Origin of the sequence: Oceanobacillus sp. Castelsardo (assembly GCF_001659985.1) — a bacterium.
GTDB lineage: Bacteria > Bacillota > Bacilli > Bacillales > Amphibacillaceae > Oceanobacillus.
In genome coordinates this window covers 17,866-39,987 of the sequence record NZ_LYCS01000002.1, presented here as the reverse complement: position 1 = coordinate 39,987, position 22,122 = coordinate 17,866, and the positions used below count along the sequence as shown (strand labels likewise).

Annotated in this window: 25 protein-coding genes and 1 riboswitch; of the genes, 13 read left to right on the top strand and 12 right to left on the bottom strand. The window is 34.5% G+C overall.

What is annotated here, in order from left to right:
* Positions 1–34: 34 nt before the first annotated feature.
* Positions 35–259, bottom strand: a complete 225-nt coding sequence (locus tag A9178_RS04435) for a NifU family protein (RefSeq protein WP_068672796.1) — start codon at positions 257–259, stop codon at positions 35–37.
* 341 nt (positions 260–600) lie between these two features.
* Here A9178_RS04435 and A9178_RS04430 point away from each other — a divergent pair, with 341 nt between their 5' ends.
* Together A9178_RS04430 and A9178_RS04425 are read left to right on the top strand one after the other, a co-directional pair.
* Entirely contained in the window at positions 601–957 is a 357-nt protein-coding gene (locus A9178_RS04430) for a HesB/IscA family protein (RefSeq protein WP_082918090.1), read from the top strand.
* 66 nt (positions 958–1,023) lie between these two features.
* Positions 1,024–1,725, top strand: a complete 702-nt coding sequence (locus tag A9178_RS04425) for a Crp/Fnr family transcriptional regulator (RefSeq protein WP_068672791.1) — start codon at positions 1,024–1,026, stop codon at positions 1,723–1,725.
* 44 nt (positions 1,726–1,769) lie between these two features.
* On the opposite strand, the gene A9178_RS04420 is transcribed toward A9178_RS04425, so the two are convergent.
* Positions 1,770–2,762, bottom strand: a complete 993-nt coding sequence (locus A9178_RS04420) for an NAD(P)/FAD-dependent oxidoreductase (protein WP_068672789.1) — start codon at positions 2,760–2,762, stop codon at positions 1,770–1,772.
* A gap of 297 nt (positions 2,763–3,059) precedes the next feature.
* Here A9178_RS04420 and A9178_RS04415 point away from each other — a divergent pair, with 297 nt between their 5' ends.
* The 3 genes from A9178_RS04415 to A9178_RS04405 all read left to right on the top strand — a co-directional run bounded on the left by A9178_RS04415 (position 3,060) and on the right by A9178_RS04405 (position 5,455).
* The gene (locus A9178_RS04415) at positions 3,060–4,280 is read left to right on the top strand and encodes an NAD(P)/FAD-dependent oxidoreductase (protein WP_068672787.1); all 1,221 of its coding nucleotides are present in this window, start codon (positions 3,060–3,062) and stop codon (positions 4,278–4,280) included.
* 95 nt (positions 4,281–4,375) lie between these two features.
* Positions 4,376–4,687, top strand: a complete 312-nt coding sequence (locus A9178_RS04410; protein ID WP_197482150.1) for a YuiB family protein — start codon at positions 4,376–4,378, stop codon at positions 4,685–4,687.
* 69 nt (positions 4,688–4,756) lie between these two features.
* Positions 4,757–5,455, top strand: a complete 699-nt coding sequence (locus A9178_RS04405) for a 3D domain-containing protein (RefSeq protein WP_068672786.1) — start codon at positions 4,757–4,759, stop codon at positions 5,453–5,455.
* Positions 5,456–5,673: 218 nt separating this feature from the next.
* Here A9178_RS04405 and A9178_RS04400 read toward each other — a convergent pair whose 3' ends face one another.
* Positions 5,674–6,147 (bottom strand): divergent PAP2 family protein, encoded by a 474-nt coding sequence (locus A9178_RS04400; RefSeq protein ID WP_068672785.1) that lies wholly within the window; start codon positions 6,145–6,147, stop codon positions 5,674–5,676.
* 198 nt (positions 6,148–6,345) lie between these two features.
* The gene (deoD, locus tag A9178_RS04395; protein ID WP_068672784.1) at positions 6,346–7,053 is read right to left on the bottom strand and encodes a purine-nucleoside phosphorylase; all 708 of its coding nucleotides are present in this window, start codon (positions 7,051–7,053) and stop codon (positions 6,346–6,348) included.
* 275 nt (positions 7,054–7,328) lie between these two features.
* On the opposite strand from deoD, the gene A9178_RS04390 reads away from it, so the two are divergent.
* Positions 7,329–7,592: a phosphocarrier protein HPr gene (locus A9178_RS04390; protein WP_068672783.1), complete on the top strand. Its 264-nt coding sequence runs from the start codon at positions 7,329–7,331 to the stop codon at positions 7,590–7,592.
* A gap of 38 nt (positions 7,593–7,630) precedes the next feature.
* On the opposite strand, the gene kapB is transcribed toward A9178_RS04390, so the two are convergent.
* A complete protein-coding gene (gene kapB, locus A9178_RS04385) occupies positions 7,631–8,035 on the bottom strand; it encodes a kinase-associated lipoprotein KapB (RefSeq protein WP_068672779.1) in 405 nt (134 codons plus the stop codon).
* A gap of 118 nt (positions 8,036–8,153) precedes the next feature.
* Here kapB and A9178_RS04380 point away from each other — a divergent pair, with 118 nt between their 5' ends.
* Together A9178_RS04380 and A9178_RS04375 are read left to right on the top strand one after the other, a co-directional pair.
* Entirely contained in the window at positions 8,154–8,363 is a 210-nt protein-coding gene (locus A9178_RS04380; RefSeq protein ID WP_231889792.1) for a hypothetical protein, read from the top strand.
* Positions 8,364–8,501: 138 nt separating this feature from the next.
* A complete protein-coding gene (locus A9178_RS04375; protein WP_068672774.1) occupies positions 8,502–9,092 on the top strand; it encodes a superoxide dismutase family protein in 591 nt (196 codons plus the stop codon).
* Positions 9,093–9,137: 45 nt separating this feature from the next.
* On the opposite strand, the gene A9178_RS04370 is transcribed toward A9178_RS04375, so the two are convergent.
* A complete protein-coding gene (locus A9178_RS04370) occupies positions 9,138–10,307 on the bottom strand; it encodes a MalY/PatB family protein (RefSeq protein ID WP_068672768.1) in 1,170 nt (389 codons plus the stop codon).
* Positions 10,308–10,591: 284 nt separating this feature from the next.
* On the opposite strand from A9178_RS04370, the gene A9178_RS04365 reads away from it, so the two are divergent.
* Positions 10,592–10,981 carry a putative periplasmic lipoprotein gene (locus A9178_RS04365; protein ID WP_068672766.1) on the top strand — a complete coding sequence of 130 codons (390 nt, stop codon included), beginning with the start codon at positions 10,592–10,594 and terminating at the stop codon, positions 10,979–10,981.
* Between the two features lie 31 nt (positions 10,982–11,012).
* Here the strand turns inward: A9178_RS04365 and A9178_RS04360 are convergent, their stop codons facing one another.
* The 4 genes from A9178_RS04360 to A9178_RS04345 all read right to left on the bottom strand — a co-directional run bounded on the left by A9178_RS04360 (position 11,013) and on the right by A9178_RS04345 (position 14,950).
* Positions 11,013–12,359: a glucose-6-phosphate isomerase gene (locus tag A9178_RS04360; RefSeq protein WP_068672763.1), complete on the bottom strand. Its 1,347-nt coding sequence runs from the start codon at positions 12,357–12,359 to the stop codon at positions 11,013–11,015.
* Positions 12,360–12,804: 445 nt separating this feature from the next.
* Complete coding sequence (gene yugI, locus A9178_RS04355; RefSeq protein ID WP_068672761.1) at positions 12,805–13,194, bottom strand: S1 domain-containing post-transcriptional regulator GSP13; 390 nt, start codon at positions 13,192–13,194, stop codon at positions 12,805–12,807.
* A gap of 95 nt (positions 13,195–13,289) precedes the next feature.
* The gene (locus A9178_RS04350; protein WP_068672759.1) at positions 13,290–14,288 is read right to left on the bottom strand and encodes a potassium channel family protein; all 999 of its coding nucleotides are present in this window, start codon (positions 14,286–14,288) and stop codon (positions 13,290–13,292) included.
* A gap of 110 nt (positions 14,289–14,398) precedes the next feature.
* Positions 14,399–14,950 (bottom strand): thioredoxin family protein, encoded by a 552-nt coding sequence (locus A9178_RS04345; protein WP_068672755.1) that lies wholly within the window; start codon positions 14,948–14,950, stop codon positions 14,399–14,401.
* Between the two features lie 130 nt (positions 14,951–15,080).
* On the opposite strand from A9178_RS04345, the gene A9178_RS04340 reads away from it, so the two are divergent.
* Together A9178_RS04340 and A9178_RS04335 are read left to right on the top strand one after the other, a co-directional pair.
* Positions 15,081–16,136, top strand: coding sequence for a M20/M25/M40 family metallo-hydrolase (locus A9178_RS04340; protein WP_068672753.1), 1,056 nt, complete (start codon positions 15,081–15,083; stop codon positions 16,134–16,136).
* Between the two features lie 94 nt (positions 16,137–16,230).
* A riboswitch (FMN riboswitch) is annotated at positions 16,231–16,375 on the top strand.
* 359 nt (positions 16,376–16,734) lie between these two features.
* The gene (locus tag A9178_RS04335; RefSeq protein WP_068672751.1) at positions 16,735–17,322 is read left to right on the top strand and encodes an ECF transporter S component; all 588 of its coding nucleotides are present in this window, start codon (positions 16,735–16,737) and stop codon (positions 17,320–17,322) included.
* 93 nt (positions 17,323–17,415) lie between these two features.
* Here A9178_RS04335 and A9178_RS04330 read toward each other — a convergent pair whose 3' ends face one another.
* Together A9178_RS04330 and A9178_RS04325 are read right to left on the bottom strand one after the other, a co-directional pair.
* The gene (locus tag A9178_RS04330) at positions 17,416–17,808 is read right to left on the bottom strand and encodes a PaaI family thioesterase (RefSeq protein WP_068672749.1); all 393 of its coding nucleotides are present in this window, start codon (positions 17,806–17,808) and stop codon (positions 17,416–17,418) included.
* Positions 17,809–17,818: 10 nt separating this feature from the next.
* Entirely contained in the window at positions 17,819–18,751 is a 933-nt protein-coding gene (locus A9178_RS04325; RefSeq protein WP_068672748.1) for a 1,4-dihydroxy-2-naphthoate polyprenyltransferase, read from the bottom strand.
* A gap of 227 nt (positions 18,752–18,978) precedes the next feature.
* Here A9178_RS04325 and A9178_RS04320 point away from each other — a divergent pair, with 227 nt between their 5' ends.
* Complete coding sequence (locus tag A9178_RS04320; RefSeq protein ID WP_068672747.1) at positions 18,979–20,364, top strand: isochorismate synthase; 1,386 nt, start codon at positions 18,979–18,981, stop codon at positions 20,362–20,364.
* A gap of 7 nt (positions 20,365–20,371) precedes the next feature.
* The gene (menD, locus tag A9178_RS04315) at positions 20,372–22,120 is read left to right on the top strand and encodes a 2-succinyl-5-enolpyruvyl-6-hydroxy-3-cyclohexene-1-carboxylic-acid synthase (RefSeq protein ID WP_068672746.1); all 1,749 of its coding nucleotides are present in this window, start codon (positions 20,372–20,374) and stop codon (positions 22,118–22,120) included.
* Positions 22,121–22,122: the final 2 nt, after the last annotated feature.

Sequence of the window (22,122 nt, the reverse complement as noted above, 5' to 3'; positions counted from 1 at the left end):
CAAATTCTGTTCCTGCCTTTAATAAATATCCTTATTAGAAAACCTGCTCGATTTCTTTTACACCAGGTACTTCTGATGTAAGGGCGCGTTCAATACCGGCCTTTAGAGTAATGGTAGAACTTGGGCAATTTCCACAAGCCCCCATTAGTCGTAATAGAACGACTCCATCATCGTCCACATCAACTAATTCTACATCTCCACCATCACGTAATAGGAATGGACGTAATTTATTTAACACTTCTTGAACTTGTTCATACATAGTTTTCTTCTCCTTTCCCTATTTTCATTATAAAATTTTCGACTAAAAAAATCTATTTGAATTTTTTTGGTTTAATTAATATATGTTTATTTCTATTTTATCTTGAATATAACATTTTGTAAAATGAAAATCACTGGAGATGGTGAACCTAAGATATGGATACTGAAAAATTAAATATTACGGTGTATGCGGCAAATCAAGTCTTGTTTTATTATTGTAATTAATGATGAAATAATTGCAGAAGGTATACCCTGAATAAAACCAAATTAATTAGTTGAAGTTGTTAGTTTTACTTTGTTATACTTATAATAAAATACTATCTAAATAGGAGGTCCGTGAAGATGGTAATTAATTTAACCAATCAAGCAAGTACAAGAATAAAAGAAATGATGCAAGAAGAAAATGAGAATGTTCGTCTACGTTTTGGTGTAAAAGGCGGCGGTTGTAGCGGATTATCTTATTCAATCGGATTTGATTATGAAATAAATGAGGAATTGGATGTACAAGAAGAAGTTAATGGTATCCCAGTTGTCATTCATTCACAGGATATTCCAATTATAGAAGGTACAACGATTGATTATAAAGAGAATATGATGGGTGGCGGGTTTAGTATTGATAATCCGAAGGCCGTATATTCTTGTGGATGTGGCTCATCCTTTAGAACGAAAGATGTTGTAGGAACACCAGGAGATTGTTAATTTTTCTAACTAGAATACTTATGGAAGTATTCTAGTTTTTTTAGTATTTTGAATGGAGAGAACGAAATGAGTCAAAGGTGTTATCATGGAATAAGTAAAGATCAACTTTGTGTATCAAAGGTTCCTTTTTTTAATCATTTAACATTCGATGAAATGGAAAAAATTGCAGATATGAGTCGTCATTTACATTTTAAAAAAGGAGAAATTATTTTTAGTGAAGGAGATCCATTAGAATATTTATACATCGTTCATCAAGGACGGGTTAAAAACTATCAATTGTTCGAATCTGGAAAAGAACAGTTACTTCGTATATTGGAATCTGGTGAATTCATGGGGGAATTGGCTTTATTCACCGAGAAAACATTAGATAGTTACGCGGAGGCGATGGAAAAAACAGAAATATGTGCCATTCATCGTAATGATATGCAACAACTAATGCAGCAATATCCGACTATAGCTATAAAAATATTAGAGCAATTTAGTAACAGATTAGATGAAACTGAAAAACTAGTTGGAAATCTCAGTTCAAAGGATGTAGAAACACGGACAGCAAGTTATTTATTAGAGTTAGCTGAAAAACACAATACAACGAATATAGAATTGCCAATGAGCAAAAAAGACCTCGCATCTTATTTGGGAACTACTTCGGAAACAATAAGTAGACGTTTGTCCAATTTTCAAACAAATGGATGGATTGAACAAAAAGGCCAACGAAAAATACGTATTATCGATAGAGAGGCGTTAGAAGAAATAAGTATAGGTAAATAAAGAAGCTATCGTGCAGAATAAGTCTGTAGATAGCTTCTTTATTTTTAGAACAAATCCAAATCAGAGGAGTGTTTAGGCTGTACGCGTGCTTTGGGATCGATATAACGTTTAGCATTATTGATTGCTGTTGGTCCTTCACCGAATCCAGTTGCAATCAGTTTCACCTTACCATCATACGTACAAACATCTCCAGCTGCATAAATTCCTGGAATATTCGTTTCCATTTTTGAATTAACAACAATACTGTTCTTTTCAATCGTTAAGCCCCAATCTTTAATAGGACCTAATTTAGAGATGAATCCATAATTACAAATGATAGAATCAGGTTCTAATGTAATTTGGTTCTCTCCTTTCACTTCTTGCAAAATCAATTGATCAATTTTGTTTGAAGAAACAATGTCAGCCGCAGCATAAGGAGTTAAAATATCAACGTTAGAGGAATGAAGTTTTTCTACACTATGCTCATGAGCCCTAAATTCATCGCGACGATGAACTAAGGTAACCTTTTTTGCAATTGGCTCGAGCATCAGTGCCCAGTCCACCGCGGAATCTCCACCGCCTAATAAAACAACGTGTTGGTCTTTGAATATACTCATATCCCTTACATAATAATGAAGGTTTATTCCCTCAAATTGTTCGCTATCGCCAATATTTAAGCGGCGCGGTTGAAATGCACCATTACCTGCAGTGATAATCATTGTTTTTGTTAAATGAATCTCACCGGTATTGGAGGTAAGCTTCAGGATGTTTTCATCTATTCGCTCAATATTCTCAATAGACTGACTTAAAACAATCTCTGGATTAAATAAACGTGCTTGCTTTTCTAAGTTATCAACTAATTCTTGCGCTCTTATTTTTGGAAAACCAGCAACATCATATATATATTTCTCTGGATACAGGGCTGCTAATTGCCCACCAGTATGTGGTAAACTCTCAATGATTTTGACACTTGCTTGTCTCATTCCGCCATAAAATGCTGTGAACAATCCGGCAGGGCCTGCTCCAATAATCGTAACATCATAGATTTTTTCTGACATGGATAATACCCTCATTTCTACTATTAAAATGACAACATAATAATTATAGTATCATAAACAAGGGGTTTGTGGTATGAAAAAACTTTGAATATTGATAAATGTAGTAGCGTATACATGGTATCATTCGATTTTTAGAAGATAGCGAATAGAAAATTGGAGTTAGGGGTTGAAAAAGAGAACAATACACGCTATGATTACATGTGAATTATATTACAATTGTGTAACAAAATGATTAAATTTTAATTACTGATAATTGTTGTTAGAGTGATTACGAGATTAAGAGATGGAAGTGAAATTATGCATAGGCCACATATCGTCATACTAGGGGCGGGATATGGGGGAATAGTAACTACATTAAATTTACAAAAGAAATTAGATGCAAACGAAGCAGAAATAACACTTGTAAATAAAGAAGATTACCATTATCAAGCTGCTTGGCTACATGAAAATGCGGCTGGATCTTTACATCATGATCAGCTTCGCATTCCTATTAGGGACATTATAAATGAAAAGAAAATAAATTTTATTTTAGATAAAGTGGTTTCCATTAAACCTGAAGAAAAAAAGATAAAACTAGAAAACCAAACAATAACGTATGATATGCTTATCATTGCATTGGGGTTTGAATCCGAAATGCCAGAGAATCATGGACTGGAGGAAAACGCCTTTTTTATTGGGGATATCAATAGTGCAAGACTTATACGAGAACATTTAGAGTATAATTTTGCTTGTTATCATAATGAAAATGTAAAAAATAACGGAAGATTAAATATCGTTATTGGTGGTGGCGGTCCAACAGGAGTAGAGTTTGCTGGTGAATTAATTGATCGAATTCCAGAAATCTGTAAAGAGTATGATATTGAAAAAGCATTGGTTCGTTTAATTATGTTAGAGTCAGGAGCAACTATTTTACCTACTGTTGATGAATCGTTACAACAATATGCAACTAATTCTTTAACATCTCGTGGAGTGGAGATTATAACCAGGGCTACTATAAAGGAATGTAGTGCCGATACAATTACTTATGAACAAGATGGTAAACTACAGGAAATACCTACCGTTACGAAAGTATGGACAGCTGGGGTAAGAGCCAATTCTTTAGTTAAAAAGTCGGGATTACAAACCAACGATGGAAAAGTAGCAGTAACAGAAGAAATGAAGGCTCCTAATTTCCAAGATATCTTTGTTGTTGGTGATTGTGCAAATGTTATCGATCAAAAAAGTGGAAAAGCCTATAACCCTACTGCGCAAATTACTATTCAACAAGCAGCATTAGTTGCACATAATGTTGTAGCAATGATAAAAGGAAATAAATTAAAGACGTTTGAACCTAAAATTAAAGGTATGGTTGTTTGCCTAGGGAGCAATGATGGAATCGGCCAAATATTTAATAAACGTAAATTATTCGGCTGGAAAGCTCCGCTCGCTAAACGATTAATCGATATACAATACCTTCTAAAAATAGGTGGATTTGGATTAGTTTTGAAAAAAGGTAAATTTAAATTTTTAAATAGTTAAAGAAAAGCAAAGGAGTAAACTGTTCCTTTGCTTTTTGTATGAATTCATATAAAATGAAAATGATATCTTTACATATGTTGAGAGGAGTATCTCTATTGGTTCAATTATTTGTTTCAATTATATTATATTTTGTTATGTTTTTTGGAATTGGGTTTATAGTAAATATGCTTATACGTAAAACATGGCTAATGACGTATTTATATCCATTCATACTAATTATAATGTTTGATAATTTAGCAACCTGGGAATATTTTGTTAGGCCTGGACAAGCCTTTTCAACTCTAGGCTTTAAATTAGTAAATTTAACGAGTTATGACATCATTTTATTTGTATTCGGTTTCTTAGGAACCATTATGGCTGGATATGTTATGAAGCTATTAAGAAAGAACGGTTATCAAATGTTTTAATAGTTTTATATAAAAAATGAATAAAATTTAATATGATTGGAAATGCTGACACCCAGAGAGGTGTTATTCATGAAGATCAAAAATATTATTCGAAGAACAACATTGTCTTTCTTATTTTTAATAGCATTATATGTAACCATTTCTTCTATTTCTAACATTACAATTACTGATATGAAAATATGGGCAGAGAATTTTCAAAATGAAAATATACAACGCTCAGTTGATGAAAACTCTTTAGATTATAGGAATCAAGGAAAAAGGGAAAAGACTCTAAATGTTGTAAAACCAATGGAACGATTAATTTCTAATAATGAAATCGATGGGCCTGAGACATTAGAAGATGCGGTTAATGTGGAAGGATTTCCTTCTAAAACAGTAGTGGCAACGGGGTATACAGCGGGATATGAATCAACAGGTAAGACAGAAGCTCATCCTTCTTTTGGAATTACGTTCTCTGGAGTAAAAGTGAAAAGAGATCTATATTCTACTATTGCTGCAGATACAAGTGTATTTCCTATCGGTACTATTTTGTTTATTCCGGAGTATGGTTATGGTGTCGTAGCGGATACTGGAAGTGCGATAGTCGGGAATAAGATTGATTTGTATTTTAATACAGTTGAAGATGTTTTTAATGAGTGGGGCAAAAAAGAAGTAGAAGTGTTTATTATTCAAGAAGGAAATGGAAGTTTAACAGAAGAAGATCTAGTTGCATTAAATGAAGAAAATGAAGCATTACAGGTGTTCAGACAGCAATTTATATCGGATTGAAAGAAGAGTGGATGATTAAATAAAAGCGCTCAGAGCTTAGATAAATTGAACTGCCCCCTAATTGTTAGTTACGTCTAACAATTAGGGGGCAGTTCAATATCCAAGCGTATTTTTTAAATACTTTTTTTCGTTTAATCATATAATGCTTATATCAAGATGATGCCGCCCTAAGCGTAGAGGGAAAACTTCCAATAACATTATTTACAATTTGCTATGTTCTAGAACAATGGATATAATACCAAAGCAACAAGGATTCCAGTAAGTCCACCGAAAAACACTTCACTAGGTTCATGGCCTAGTAATTCCTTTAATTCTTGGCGTTTTTCATAATCTTGTTTTCTATTCCAGTCTTTTGCATGTTCAAAGAATAATTGCAAATCATCAATTAACTTATTTAACACAACGGCGTGTCTTCCTGCATGTCTACGAACACCTGAAGCGTCGTACATCGTAATTACACTAAATATGGCGGATATTGCAAACATAGATGAAGATAAGCCTTCAACTATTCCAATCGCTGTGGTAAGGGCAGTTACAGCCGCTGAATGGCTACTTGGCATGCCACCAGTACTAAATGCAATACTTGGTGTAAATTGCTTAGTTACTAAAAATTTTATCGGAATTTTAATAAATTGGGCAAAAACGATTGCTGATAATGCTGCCCAAATGGGAAAATTAGAAAATATCTCCATCTATGTTTCAACACCTACCTGAGTAATTTTTAGCAGATTGAAAAGTAAAACCTTTCTTCCTGCGTGAGTGGACCTAAATTTCTTTAAATATAGATTATGTAATTGTAGTAATTTTAACATAGGTGTGAACTAGGTAAAAGAAAACATATACTATTTTTAAGATAAAAAAGAACCTAATGACAGGTTCTTTTCTTGAATTTACTTAATAATTGTATCTAAAGCGATATCCATCATGTCATTGAAAGTGGTTTGTCTTTCCTCTGCAGTTGTTTCTTCACCTGTTAAGATGTGATCTGAAACGGTTAAGACCGATAAAGCTTTTCGGTTATATTTTGCGGCAAGTGTATACAGCGCTGTCGTTTCCATTTCTACTGCTAATACTTGGTAGCTTGCGAGCAATTCATTAATCTGCTGCGCATTTACACGATAAAAAGAATCGCTTGTAAAGACATTGCCTACCCTTAAGCTTAAACCATTTTGTACCCCGTGATCGTAAGCAGCCTTTAATAAATCGAAATCTGCTAATGGTGCGTAATCTATTTGATTAAAAATCATTCGGTTCGTTTGTGAATCGGTAGTAGCCCCTTGTGCCAAAATTACATCTCTAACTTTTACATCTTTTTGGAGGGCGCCACAGGTTCCAACACGAATTAGCTTTTGTACATCGTATTCTTGGAGTAATTCATTCACGTAAATGGATATAGAAGGAACCCCCATACCCGTACCTTGAACAGATACTCGTTCACCTTTATAAGTTCCAGTAAATCCTAACATTCCTCTAACTTCATTATATTGAACTACATTTTCTAGGAAATTCTCGGCAATAAATTTTGCGCGTAATGGGTCTCCAGGTAATAATATTTTATCCGCAATTTCTCCTTTTTTTGCACCAATATGGACGCTCATTATTGTCCTCCTTTAACATAAGGTTGTAAAATAACGGTATCATATTGTGAAAAGGAAGACAAATGTGATTGTTTTAAAAATATAATAGACTTTTATAGTAGGACGGGTATCATATTTTAATGGGCTGGTTATCAATATTCTGTCGGGACAACTAACCTTCTTTGTGAATGATGCCGTTTCGTTTGATAAATATATAAAATTGTATATAATAAACATAGTCAACATCGTACAAATTAAGTAATGTACGATTGAATTATAGGAAGAAGGGTGAAAAAATGAAATCACAAACATTTAAAATCACAGCGGAATCTGGTGTTCATGCAAGACCAGCTACGTTATTAGTTAACAAAGCAGGACAATTTGAATCCGAGGTAAATGTTAATTACAAAGGTAAATCCGTTAATTTAAAATCCATTATGGGTGTTATGTCATTGGGAATTCCTAGTGGAGCAGAGATTGAAATTACTACTGAAGGAAATGACGAAGAAGAAGCATTAAATGCGTTAGCAGAAGTTGTTAAAGAGCATTTAGGGGAATAATTGTTTAATAAAAAGCTAGAGGGAGAATAGATTACCCTCTAGTTTTTTATGTTATAATAACGTTTTTTATAATTGTTTTCTTCCAGTCGTTCCAAAGTGAGCATTGCATGTTGATTATAAGCTGTTTCCTCTTGTAAAAGTTTCTCCTTATATGTATGAACCGCAGCCTGTAATGAATCCCCATAAGAAGGTATTTCTGCTTCATATGGATGGACAGCAGGTTTTTTTACATTCATTTTTTCTTGATAGAATAGTGCTTTTCTTTCATGGAAGAATACTCCCTCCACTTGTCCGAGATTATGAAGATCCCCTTGCATAGGGTGCTTTAGCACAGCTAATACTTCTATTAGATAGTTTCTATCTCTATCTTCCTTTACTTTTCCTATGTAAGTTCCTGAATGGTAATGTGCTTTTACAATATCTCCTATGTTTACCTCAGCCATAACATATCACCTCAAAGTATATTGTGCCAAAAAAAGTACAATTAAGCGAATAATATGGAAATAGGTTTTGGAAATAATCTTATTTTGCTATAATGAACAGTGGAAGGAAGGCGATAAAATGAATATGTATATATTGATGCCGTTTTTATATTTTCCAGAAGATAAGACAGAATATATCCCGGCTGTCATTTCATTAGTCATTTTTATGTCATTAGCATGTGTAGCGATGTATGTTTTTTATAAGAAGTCCAAGAAGGATGAGGAGGAGTTCAATAAAAAATATAACGAACAGTTGCAACGGGCGAATAAGACTATTGATGAAAAGTAATATCAAAAGGAGCATCACTTATGATATGCTTCTTTTTTTGTTTTAGTAAAAACAAGACCCATAGCTATTTAACGTTTGTATATTTCCGTGCAACAAGTGAATAATAACGTAAAATGCACTAAAAAGGGGAAAAGCTACATGCGTTTAATATTCATAATCTTATTTACTTTAGTCTTGGCTTCATGTAGTAATGGGGAAAGTGAGTCAACAAGAACGGTTGAAATGTATAATGGTGCAGGGGATATGGTTGGAGCAGCGACATTAAATGAGATGCCGGATGGTGTTCAAGTGAAATTAAAGCTGGAAGGTCTGACTCCGGGACTTCATGGTATACATGTTCATGAGTACCCGTTATGTGAGGGTCCTGATTTTAAGAGTGCTGGAAGCCATCTCAATCCAGAAGGTAATGAACACGGATTAATGCATCCAGAGGGGGCCCACTTAGGTGATTTACCAAATATAGAAGCAGATAGTGATGGATTAGTAGATGCGGAATTAATGCTGAGTGGTGCAACACTGAGTGAAGGAAAGAATTCTATATTGAAGGGAGACGGTACTTCACTAGTTGTACATGAATCACAAGATGATGGAGTAAGCCAGCCCGCCGGGAACTCTGGAGCTCGAATTATGTGTGGGGAAATTAAAGCAGAACCTAACTCAAGTTCTGATGCTAATACAGAAGACACCCCTACAGACCCAACCGAGACAAATGAAAAACAAGAAGAATGAATTACAAAAATTAACCACGTCCATATGGGCGTGGTTAATTTGTTGTTATCTATTTTTTACTGCTTCGATAATTCGTTTAGTTCCTTCTTCAATGGTTGCTCGCGGACATGCTAGATTCATTCGCATATAATATTTACCTTCTTCACCATAATCGACACCTGCGTTAAGGCCAACTTTAGCTTTATGAACCATAAACTCTTTCAATTCATTCGCATCGAGGCCTAGTGAACTACAATCAATCCAAAGTAGGTAAGTCCCTTCAGAAGGTGTAACGCGTAAATCTGTGTTACTTTCAAGCTCTCTTGTAACATAGTCTTTATGGCTTTCTAAGACAGTGAGAAGTTCGTTAAGCCAAGGAGAACCATGATTATATGCTGCTTCTAAAGCAGTATTTGCCATCGTATTTAATCCGTTACCATGTCCTTGATTTTGGAATTCTTCAATTAGTTTTTCCTGTTTATCTTTATTTGTAGTAATAACATAAGATGCCTCTAATCCTGCTAAGTTAAATGTTTTAGAAGGAGCCATACAAGTTATAGTATGATTTGCAATCTCTTCAGATAGAGAAGCAATTGGAATATGTTTCTTTCCAGAAAATACAAGATCAGCATGAATTTCATCAGAAATAATAAGTACATTATGTTTCAAACATAGTCTAGCCATTTCTTCTAGTTCAGCCTTTTTCCAAACTCTTCCTACCGGGTTATGAGGGGAACAAAGTATAAAAGCTTTTACCCCTGTTTTTAATTTTTCTTCAAAGTCATCAAAATCAATCGTATAGTAGTTATTTTCTTTAACTAATGGGCTTTTAACAATTTTCCGATTATGGGCTTGAATAACATTGTAGAACGGAGTATAAACTGGTGTTTGTATTAAAATCTTGTCTTTAGGCTCAGTAAATGCCCTAATTGCCATATGTAAACTTGTAACAACGCCTTTACTGAAAGAAAGCCAATCCCGATTAATCTCCCAATTATGTCGAGTTTTCACCCAATTTACGATAGAATCTTTCACATCATTATCTACAATTGTATATCCATAGATACCGTGTTCGGCACGTTTAATAAGTGCTTCGTTTACTTCACGTGGGGCTTGGAAATCCATATCTGCCACCCACATAGGCAAAACATCTTCATTTTGAAAGATAAATTTTCTAAGATCCCATTTGATAGAACGTGTGTTTAAGCGATTATGTACTTCATCAAAAATACTCACTACATTAAACCTCCTATTGTTCATTATGGTTATTATAACAAATCAGCAGTAATAAAAGGAAAAAATGGCAAAAAAAAAGCAAAGCGTTTTAACGCCTTGCATACAGGGGGAATACGAGAAAGTCTTACGGTATAAGTTTACCCCGGTATAGGAAATATAAACCTTTTTTTGAAAAAAAATAAAAAGATTTTTTTCTCATTGAATTCTAATCATTTTCTTAGAACAATTTTCATTTAGACATTTATAATAAAAAATGAAAATAAAAATAAAGGAGAATAAAATGTATGAAAAAAATAATAGTATTTCTAATGATTTCGGTATTTTTGAGTGCTTGTGGTAGTACGAGTTCTCAAAATCTAGAACAGCCGAATAAAGATGTACAACAAGAAACTACTACCACTCAGAAAAATACGGAAGCGAACAAAGGAAAACGTGAAACTGGAATGGGAAATGATGAAGTGAATTATGAAGAAATGGTAATTTGGGAAACATTAATACCTGTTAACGATTATTCACCAAGGGTAGTTGAAGATAATAATCAAAAACGTATTATACTTTTTGAAGATGAAAATGGGCAAGTTTCTTATAAAAGTATTTACATAAAAAAGAAAGACCGGTTAAAAGTAATAGAAACAAATACTGATGATGGATTATTATATAATGACAAAATATAAAAAAGCACCTCGTATTTGAGGTGCTTTAAACTTATAAGCGTTTTTCTAATTCTTCTTTTTGACTTTCATACCCAGGTTTACCTAAAAGAGCAAACATATTTTTCTTATAAGCTTCTACACCTGGCTGATCAAATGGGTTAACACCTAATAGATATCCACTCATACCACAAGCTTTTTCAAAGAAGTACACAAGATAACCGAAAGTATAAGCGTTAATCTCAGGAATTTCTAAAATTAAATTAGGTACTCCTCCATCTGTATGTGCAAGCATGGTACCTTGGAATGCTTTGTCATTGATTTCTTGAATAGTTTTACCGGCTAGGTAATTTAATCCGTCTAAATCATTTTCTTCTGCCTCTAAAGTTAAATCGATTTTTGATTTATTAACATGTAGAACTGTTTCGAAAATGTTGCGACGACCTTCTTGAATATATTGACCTAAGGAATGTAAGTCTGTAGTAAAGTTCGCTGAAGAAGGATAAATTCCTTTTTGGTCTTTTCCTTCACTTTCTCCGAATAGTTGTTTCCACCATTCTGAGAAGTATTGTAAGCTTGGTTCATAGTTAATAAGTAATTCTGTTACTTTCCCTTTACTGTAAAGGATGTTACGGACAGCAGCATATTGATATGCGGCATTGTTTTCTAATGAAGGATCAGAATAATCATTCATTGCGTCTCTAGCGCCTTGCATCATTTCATCTGTATTAATACCACTTACAGCGATTGGTAGAAGTCCTACTGCAGTTAATACAGAAAAACGACCGCCAACATCATCAGGAATCACAAAAGTTTCATACCCAGCTTCATCAGCTGAAGTCTTTAATGCGCCTCTTGCCTTGTCAGTTGTTGCAAAAATACGACTTTTTGCTTCTTCTACACCATATTTTTCTTCTAAATATTTTTTGAAGATACGGAAAGCAACAGCAGGTTCAGTTGTTGTACCTGATTTTGAAATAACGTTTATAGAGAAATCTTTATCTTTTAATACATCAAATAATTCACTCATATAAGTAGAGCTTAAATGATGACCAACAAAAATAATTTGTGGTACTTTTCTTTCTTCTTTGGAAAGAATGTTTTGGAACGAGTGGTTTAACATTTCTAGAGCTGCACGAGCACCTAGATAAGAACCACCTATCCCAATAACTAATAGAACGTCGGAATTATTTCTGATTTTATCTGCAGCTTGTTGAATACGCGCATATTCATCTTTATCGTAATTTTCTGGAAGGTCAACCCACCCTAAAAAGTCACTTCCAGCTCCAGTTTTATTATGTAACATGTTATGAGCGGCTTTGACAAAGTCGCTAAGGTTGTCCACTTCGCTTTGATTAAAAAATGACAAAGCTTTATCATAATTAAAAGATATATGTGTCATGCTTTTAAAATCCTCCTAATATTAAAAGATATATGTTTATCACGTCTTAACTGGCTGGCCGACTAAAAACGCAATGTTCTATGTCCTATTGCAATGTCGGCACTTGCACGTCCTGTGCTTCGTAAGCCCCCCGCTTCAAAAGTCGAGTTAAACCAAGAGATCTAAGTGGGGGACAACAGCCGGTAGCGCCCTGATAAGTTCAACTAACATTCAGTGTGGGGTGAAGGCCCCCCAATGAATGAGTTTCACTTTATACTTTAACTAATTAGATATTTTAAATCAAGAAAGAAATTTTAAAAATAATAAACAATTTAAATAAAAATCGTTTAGAAAAAAAGTATTGCTATGGGTTTATGAATACTTTAGTTGCATAGATGGTCGAGGTTATATACAACAAAATAAAGGACATGTCCAGTTTGACTGTTCATGCCCTACATAGTGTTTCTTAGTTTTTAAATGTACCTTCACGTTCCTCTGATTGTTCAATCCACTCTTGTAGTTTATCTTTAAGAGTATTAAAACCTGATGTTGCTTCTTCTTGCTGTTTTGGTTTTTGAACTTTTTGAGTCTTAGTAGCTTCTCTTTTTGGTGCTTCCTCAGTTGCTCTAATGGAAAGTGATACTTTGTTATTTTCTTCATTCACGTTCAATACTTTAACTTTTACTTCATCGCCAACTGATAAATGGTCATTAATATCTTTAACAAAACCGTGAGTGATTTCAGAAATATGAACCAAACCTTGAGTTTCATCATCTAAAGCAACAAATGCACCATATGGTTGGATTCCTGTTACCTTACCTTCTAATACTTGACCAGCCTCAAATTTATTTGTCATGCCGAACATCTCCTATTTTTTCGATTCTTATTTGAATATCCTCTATTAGACAATAAATAATTTTATCATACATTAGTATATCAAGCAAAAGAAGTTCACCAATCTATTATAGATAATAAAATATCCTCTTTTTTTATTTTAAAATCAGGAGAGGGATGAATTTGATATTGTTTGTTTCGTATGATTCCAAGAAGTAAATGACCTCTTTTTAATAATTTTTGAGATGCGTCTAAGAAAGATAGTTCCACTAACTCCTCTGGACATTTGGAATGGGAAAATTGTTTTTGTTTTAAGAGGTTAGTTATGTCCTCAAAGGGAGTAGCTGTTTTCACATGTGATAATTCATGGAAAAACAGAACACTCATAAAGTCATTTGAACGTATAATGGTTGTGGCTCCAGCTCTTAATGCATTCTCAATTTGAACTTTTGATAAAATTTCCGCGACAATAGGGACATCTTTGTTATTACCTCTAATAGCGAGTGTTGCTAGGATGGTCCAGTTATCCGAATGTCTCTCGCTCTTTAAATCATTTGCCGAGATTAATACCCTCGAAGCGCGCTCGATATTAGCCATGTGTAACACATAATCTTCTGTTGCATCACCTTTAATAAAATGAATGGGATAATTTTGATAGGAAATCCTTTTCTCCGAATGATCGATTAGAACAATTTCAATATCAGGAAAAATATTTGTAACGATTTCAATAAGTTGTCTTGTTCTCTCATTCCAGCCGATAAAAATGAGATGATTTTGTCCTTTGAATTTAATTTTCCCGCTTATAAGGTCTTGTTCTCTTCTTACCGCACGTGAAGATACGGTTGAAACATAAAGAGCGATAAAACTTCCACCAGTCAACATTAAAAATATACCTATAATTCTACCTTCCGTAGTTAACGGTGTATAATCTCCGTATCCAACTGTTGCCGCTGTAACAAACGCCCACCAGATCCCATCAAAAATAGTAGGGAACTGTTTTGGTTCAATAAAATGAATAAGGATACCATAAAATACCATAACGATGATAACAAGTAGAAGTAATTTAATAAGTATGGGAAGGCGTAAATAAAGATATTTAATAAACTTGATAGTCATACGATTCACCTATTAAGGTTTTTCTTAATAGTATGGACGGAAATTCATAATTGTAATACATGTAAAATAAAAGAAAAAATGGTACCGAATGTTCGATACCATTTTTTTCGTTATTTATTTAATGCATTTTTGATGCTTTGGTAAACTTCTGGGCGGAATTCTGTATTTTCTTGGAATGCTTGATACATGGACTTATATAATTCTTTTGATTTTTCATCAAAGTCTTCTGCATCCTTTGGTGGTAAAATCCTTCTCTTTTCATCTACAAACTGTTGAACTACATCCGCACGAGGTCCCCATTTAGTGAATTCATTTCCCTCTTTATCAATAAAAATAAAAATAGGAATCGATCTGGCTTTACCATTTGTTAAATATTGATCCATTAACTCTAAATTGGAGTCGCGAAGAAGCATACGAACATCAATTCCAGCTTTTTCAGATAATCTTAGTAGTATTGGGACATTAAGCATCGCATCGCCACACCAATCCTCCGTAAGAACGATGGCACGAAGATTTTTTTCTTTTATCTTTTTGAAGAAATCTGTATCCTCAGGTGTTTGAAAGTTTTCATAAATATGAAGAAGACCTTCTTTATTTTTTTCCATATTTTGTATATATTCGTCTGGTGACATCGCTTTTTCAAACCATTGATTTAATTCCATGTCATACCCTCCATTTTTATCTTTTCTCTATATTACCAATTAAATTAGTTTGGATAAACTTAAGTGCTCTACGCTGTTATTTTTGCTATTATTAATCTAATTAATTGTTGCCAAAAGGAGGAAAGTCTTGATGAAATTTAACAAAGAATTTCTATTAGAACTATTAAAAACACCATCCCCTTCCAGTATGGAGATGGTAATTCAAAAGAAATGGATTAACTATGTGAAAGAATTTGCGGATGAAGTTATAACAGATAATGCGGGTAATGCAATTGGCGCGTTAAACCCAAATGCTGAATTTAAAATTTTGCTAGCAGGCCATTGTGATGAAATAGCACTTGTTATTAATCGAATTGATGAAAATGGATTTTTACACTTTGATAAAATGGGTGGGATTAATCCGAAAGCTGCGGTAGGCATGAAAGTAACGGTTTTAGGCTATGGAAAAACAACTACTGGAGTAATAGGTGTTAACGCCCAACACCATGGTGGTTTGAAGAATGATTTTGATTTAAGTGATTTATTTATAGATTGTGGATATCAATCCAAAGAGGAAGCTGAAAAAGAAGTTCAAATTGGTGATTTATGTGTATATAAAACGGAACCTGAAATATTAAAGGAACGTTATGTTTCAGGTAGGGGATTAGATAATCGGACTGGGTCATTCATTGTTGCAGAAGTATTAAAACGATTATCAAACAAGGATATAAATGTAGGTGTTTATGCAGCAAGTACGGTAAATGAGGAAACGAATATGGGGGGAGCTTATTTTGCTGCATCAGGAATTAAACCTACGATGGCTATTGCGTGCGATGTAACATTCGCAACAGATTATCCGGGAGTAAATAAAAACAAATATGGGGATGTAAGATTGGAGAACGGTCCTGTTTTAGCTAAAGGTGCCCCGATTAACATTAAAATGAACAAATTATTGGAAAACGCTGCTAAGAAATTGGATATGAATGTTCAATATGAATTAACCCCAAGATTGACAGGAACGGATGCTGATAAAATGAGATTGACTGGTAAGGGAGTTCCGATTGCATTAGTATCACTACCATTACGTTATATGCATTCGCCTGTTGAAACAGCTAGTTTTATCGACATAGAACAAGAAATAGAGTTACTAGTAACGATGATTGCTGACATGACAGGAAAAGAAAGCCTTAATCCATTGGAAGATTGATTAGCGAAAATAAATGTAAAATAAAGAAAAGTAAATAAGTCTTTTCAAATTGAAAAATATGATGTATAGTATAAGTAATAATTTCATAATCGATTTCAATCTTCGGGGCAGGGTGTAATTCCCGACCGGCGGTAAATAGCTATTTGCTACAAGTCCGCGACCCACAATTTATTTAGATTGTGGTTGACCTGGTGGAAATCCAGGACCGACAGTTAAAGTCTGGATGAGAGAAGATGTCGAGCCTGATTTTGGTACTTTTTTGTACCATTAATTTGCTATACTCATGTATATTAAACCCTAAAGCCCCATTAGGCCTTTAGGGTTTTTGTGCTTTTGTAGCATATTTTTCAGATCTAGGCTTCTCCTTCGCGACAAGATAGAAATCGATAAAGTGAAACTCATTCAGTTGGGGGGACGTTTTTTCACCCCCGACTGAATGTTAGTTGAACTTATCAGAGCGCTACTGGCTGTTGTCCCCTAATTGGAAAGAGGGGGTCTTACGAAGCATAGGACGTGCGAGTGCCGACATTGCAATAGGACATTGCGTTATTAGTCGGCCAGCCGGTTAAGACGTGATAAAATTGAAGGAGGATATTCAATGGAAAAATCAACGAAGCAAACAATAAGCTTAGTTAAATTAATTATTTTGGCATTATTAGGGACTATTTCATTAGTATTATTTTTCTTAAACTTTCCACTGCCATTTCTACCACCTTATTTGAAAATAGATTTTAGCGAAGTTCCAGCTTTAATGGCAGGCCTTATTTTTTCTCCAATCGCGGGTGTTATTGTAGTAACAGTGAAAAACTTATTATATCTTGCGGTTTCGGGTGCTGGTGATCCAATTGGAGTTGTGGCAAACTTTATAGCAGGTCTTATGTTTGTTATGCCGGTATCTATTTTTTATCATAGATTTAAAAAAGGTGTAAAAAGTGTTGTTTCAGGTCTAGTAACTGGAACGATCATTATGACGATTGGAATGAGTGTTTTAAACTACTTTATTATCTTACCGGCTTATGGCTGGTTTATGGGTTGGGAAATGACCCCGCAAGTTATTTGGTCTTCTGTTTTAGTAGGGGTTCTTCCTTTTAATGCGATTAAAGGAATCATAGTAGGATTATTATTTGTTCCACTATTCATCAAGATGAAGAACTGGGTAGAACAACAACAAGCTAAATTTGTATAAACAATATTCAAAGCTAGTCCCGTGGGATTAGCTTTTTCTTTTGTGAAAAAAGAAGCAGTTTCATTCACTGCTTCTCCATCTTTCAATCGTCTATTATTTTTTCTTAGGAACGATACCTATCGTACATCTTGAAACGCATATTAAAGCATCTTCCTCGTCGGTTATGAGTACTTCCCATACAGCGGTTGTCTTGCCGTTGTGGATAGGTCTTCCTTTTGCCGTAACTATTCCATCTCTTTTACTTTTAATGTGGTTGGCATTAATTTCAATACCGAAGACATTGAATTCATTAAGGTCGACATTCATTGCTGCTCCCATGCTTGCGACAGTTTCGGCGAGAGCAACGGATGCCCCACCGTGTAAAAAGCCATATGGTTGGCGAGTTCTTTCGTCTACCGGCATAGTCATAATCGTTTCCTTTTTATCACAGGAAACGACTTCTATCCCTAAGTTTTCCATTAATGTATGATTAAATAAATCTTTCATTTATATCCCCCTAAATAAAATGACTTATTAACAACGATATACCTAAAAGTAACCCGTATATGGTATTGTTTTTTCCGGTTTCCTTCATTGCTGGCATCATTTCAAGAGGTTCTGTTTTGCCACGAAAATTTTTAATCACTTTAACCGCTATTGGGATACTTGCGAATGTTATGACAGACCATATTGGTAATAGATTAAAAATAATATAAGACGCAGTTAGAAGGTAGACAATAAAAAATAAAAATGCCATAACAGTTATGGATTTTTCTCTACCTAAAAGAACCGGTATTGTTTTTCTACCGCCTTTTTTATCTCCATCTCTGTCGCGAATATTATTTGCCATATTGATACTTCCGATAAGAATCATAACAGGAAGTGATATGAATACGACTTGTCCGGTTAATACATCCGTTTGGATAAAATAGCTTATACCGATAATAACGGATCCCATCATTAGTCCGGATGCAAGCTCCCCAAAAGGTGTGGACGAAATTGGTAGAGGACCACCAGTATATAAATATCCAATAGCCATACAAGCAAGCCCGATTACCATGATCCACCAACTAGATACGTAACAAATATAAGCCCCAATAAACATGGCTAAAATATAAAGGATAATGGCAAGATTTTTAATCGTTTTTGGTTTAATTCCATCACGTACAATAGAACCACTAATTCCTACAGATTCTTCTGTATCTAAGCCTCTTTTAAAGTCGTAGTACTCATTAAAAAGATTTGTAGCTGTTTGAATTAGTATGGAAGCGACGAGCATGGCAAAAAATAATAGCCAGTCTATCGTACCGTCAATGTAAGCAAGCATGGTTCCAATAAATACAGGAACAAAAGAGGCAGTTAATGTATGCGGACGAGTCATTCGCCACCATACATGGAAGCCATCTTTTTCATTTAAGGCATGCTTTATATTATTATTAGTAGACTGCATTCAAGTCTTCCTCCTGACACCAATCATTATGATAACTTATTAGAGAACATCATTCTAATTTTAGGTGAATCCGTATGGGGTGTCAATGTTTTCTCTTACTTATGGAAGACTAGAAGGAACGTTCTTAAAAATTATTTCTCAAGAAAAGGCCTTTTCTTGAGAAAGATAGCAAAAGAGCATAAAATATATATGGATGTTTTTAGGTATCTATCGGAGGTTTACATATAATGATTGAATTAAAAGAAGAACAAGTTGAAGCTTTGCTAGAAAAAACGATTGAAAGTCTAAAAGATGATGATGATTTTCAACTTGTTAGTATTACAAAAAAAATCAAAAATTATGATGCTCTTTCATTTTTTGAAGCGGCGAAATATATAGGGAAGAACCGTATGTTTTGGATGAGCTCGGAAGAAGATTTTTACTTAGTCGGGATTGGCCAGGCGTATGAGATTATGGCAGAAGAATCCCGCTTTAAAGAAACAAAAGAAAGATGGTATCGGTTGTTGGAGAAAGCTACAATCCATAATCCTTATGAACAACCGGGTACAGGAATTGTTGCATTAGGCGGGCTGTCTTTTGATCCCCAAAAACCAACTACACCTTTATGGGAAAAATTTAAACCTAGTCATTTTACGATCCCTGAGTTTTTAATAACAAAACAAAATAAACAATGCTATGTTACGATGAATGTTTTAGTAAGGAAAAATGATCATCCACATCAATTGGCTAATGAATGGAAGGATTTGGAAGAGAGACTTTTCGAGAAGACAACAATAGAAAAGCAAACGTTAACGATTAAAGAAAAAATAGAAATAGAACCAACGGAATGGAAAGATACCGTTCGAAAAGCCACAGAAGAAATTAACGATTCAGATATAGAAAAAATTGTTTTAGCCCGTGAAATGTTTTTGCGTTTTAATGAGAATGCAAATATCGGATCTATCTTACAAAAATTATTAGATGCTCATCCAAATAGTTATGTTTTTGCTATTGAGAAAGATAATCATTGTTTTCTCGGTGCTACTCCAGAAAGACTCGTTAAAATAGAGAAAGATCATTTACTTTCTACGTGTTTGGCAGGGACTGCGCCAAGAGGGAAAACAAAAGAAGAAGATCAGGCAATCAGTGAGGGTTTATTACATGATCAGAAAAATCGCGAAGAACATGATTTTGTTGTGAAAATGATAAAAAATGCAATGGAAGATTATTGTACGCATCTTGATGTTCCTAATGAACCTATCGTTTATCCTCTAACGAATTTACAACATTTATATACTCCTGTAACAGCAACGCTGAAAAAAGGGTATAGTATATTCGATATTATGGAGAAACTTCATCCGACACCTGCTCTAGGTGGTACACCAAAGGAGTCGTCACTTCGGTTTATTAGAAATCATGAACGATTGGATCGTGGATGGTATGGAGCGCCAATTGGTTGGATAGATAGCAATCAGAATGGAGAATTCGCAGTTGCTATTCGTTCAGCTTTAATTAAAGGTACAGAAGCTTCATTATTTGCAGGATGTGGTGTTGTAAAAGACTCCAATCCTGATGAAGAATATGAAGAAACCAACATCAAATTTTTGCCGATGTTATCTGTTTTAGGGGGATAAGGAAATAATGGAGCATATAGAAATTCTAACGAGATATACTGCGAATTTTGTAGATGAAATCATACAAAGTGGAGTGACAGATGTAGTTATTTCACCTGGGTCAAGGTCAACGCCTTTAGCATTAACATTTACAGAACATCCAGACATTAAAGAATGGGTTTTGGTTGATGAACGTTCCGCAGCATTTTTTGCATTGGGAATGGCGAAGGAACAAGGCAATCCTGTTGTACTAGTTTGCACATCTGGAACAGCCACAGCAAATTATTATCCTGCAATTATAGAAGCGCATTACAGTAGGGTGCCACTAATTGTATTAACAGCTGATCGCCCGCATGAGCTTCGTGATACGGGAGCACCACAAGCAATTGAGCAAATTAAAATGTACGGTGATTACGTGAAATGGTTCCATGAAATGGCGCTACCCGAGGCAACACCAGAAATGTTAGAATACGTTCGTAATAAAGCAAGTCGTGCTGTTTATATGGCGAATGAAGGGAATCCCGGTGTTATTCATTTGAATTTTCCATTTCGCGAACCATTAACACCGGATTTTTCGATTGATAAACTTTGGGAGCCTATAGGATTACCACATTGGGAACATATCGACCGATTAGTTTATGATGGATCGAAACAACTTAGCCTTGATGACTTAAAATCGCTTGTAACCCAGTTAAAGGGCTTAAAACGAGGATTAATTGTATGTGGTCCACAAATGGAACCGTATTTAGCTGAATCCGCAGCTGATTTGGCTCTGAAGTGGGGAGTACCGGTTTTAGCAGATCCGTTATCACAAGTACGTTCAGGTCATCATCCACTAGATAATATTATTGAAGGATACGATGCCATCTTAAAAAATAAAAATATCCGTGAATTGTTAAAACCAGACTTTATTATTCGTTTTGGTGCTATGCCTGTATCAAAACCCTTTATGTTTTTTATGAAGGAAAATAAAGATGTTCTACAGTTTGTCGTTGAAAATCATGCTGGTTATAGAGAATATACTGGAAATAGAACGAAATTTATTTTTGCTGATTCTACTCAACTATGTGAGGAATTATTTCAAGTAAGTGATTTTAAAATGGAGCCTTCCTGGCTAAAAAAATGGAAAAATATGAACCATATTGCTAAAAAATATATACTTTCTAGTCATGAAGAAAAAATGACAGAGGGAGAGGCAGTACGTAGTTTATTTGAAGTAACTCCAAATGATAGTTACGTTTATGTTGCGAATAGTATGCCTATCCGTGATGTCGACAGTTTTATGTTAAATACAGAAAAAAAAGTAACTGTCTTGGCAAACAGGGGAGCTAATGGTATCGATGGCCTTATTTCAAGTGGAATGGGAGCAGCAACTTCGAATAAGCCCGTTACTATAATTTCAGGTGACCTATCTTTTTACCATGATATGAACGGTCTTTTAGCCGCTAAGTTCTTTCAATTAAATGTTACGATTCTTTTAATAAATAATAACGGTGGGGGAATTTTTTCGTTTTTGCCACAGTCCAATAATAATAAACATTTTGAAGCTGTATTCGGCACTCCGCTCGATATTGATTTCAGGTACGCTGCTTTTATGTATGGTGGCAAATATGCATTAGCAAATACAAACGATGAATTAAAAGAACTATTGCAAACGAGCTACAACCAAAAAGGTTTACATGTTATAGAAATCAAGACGGATCGAGCAGAAAATGCTGCATGGCATCGTCGGATTTGGACAGATATTGAGAAAGATATTTTAGAACGTTGGGGATGATG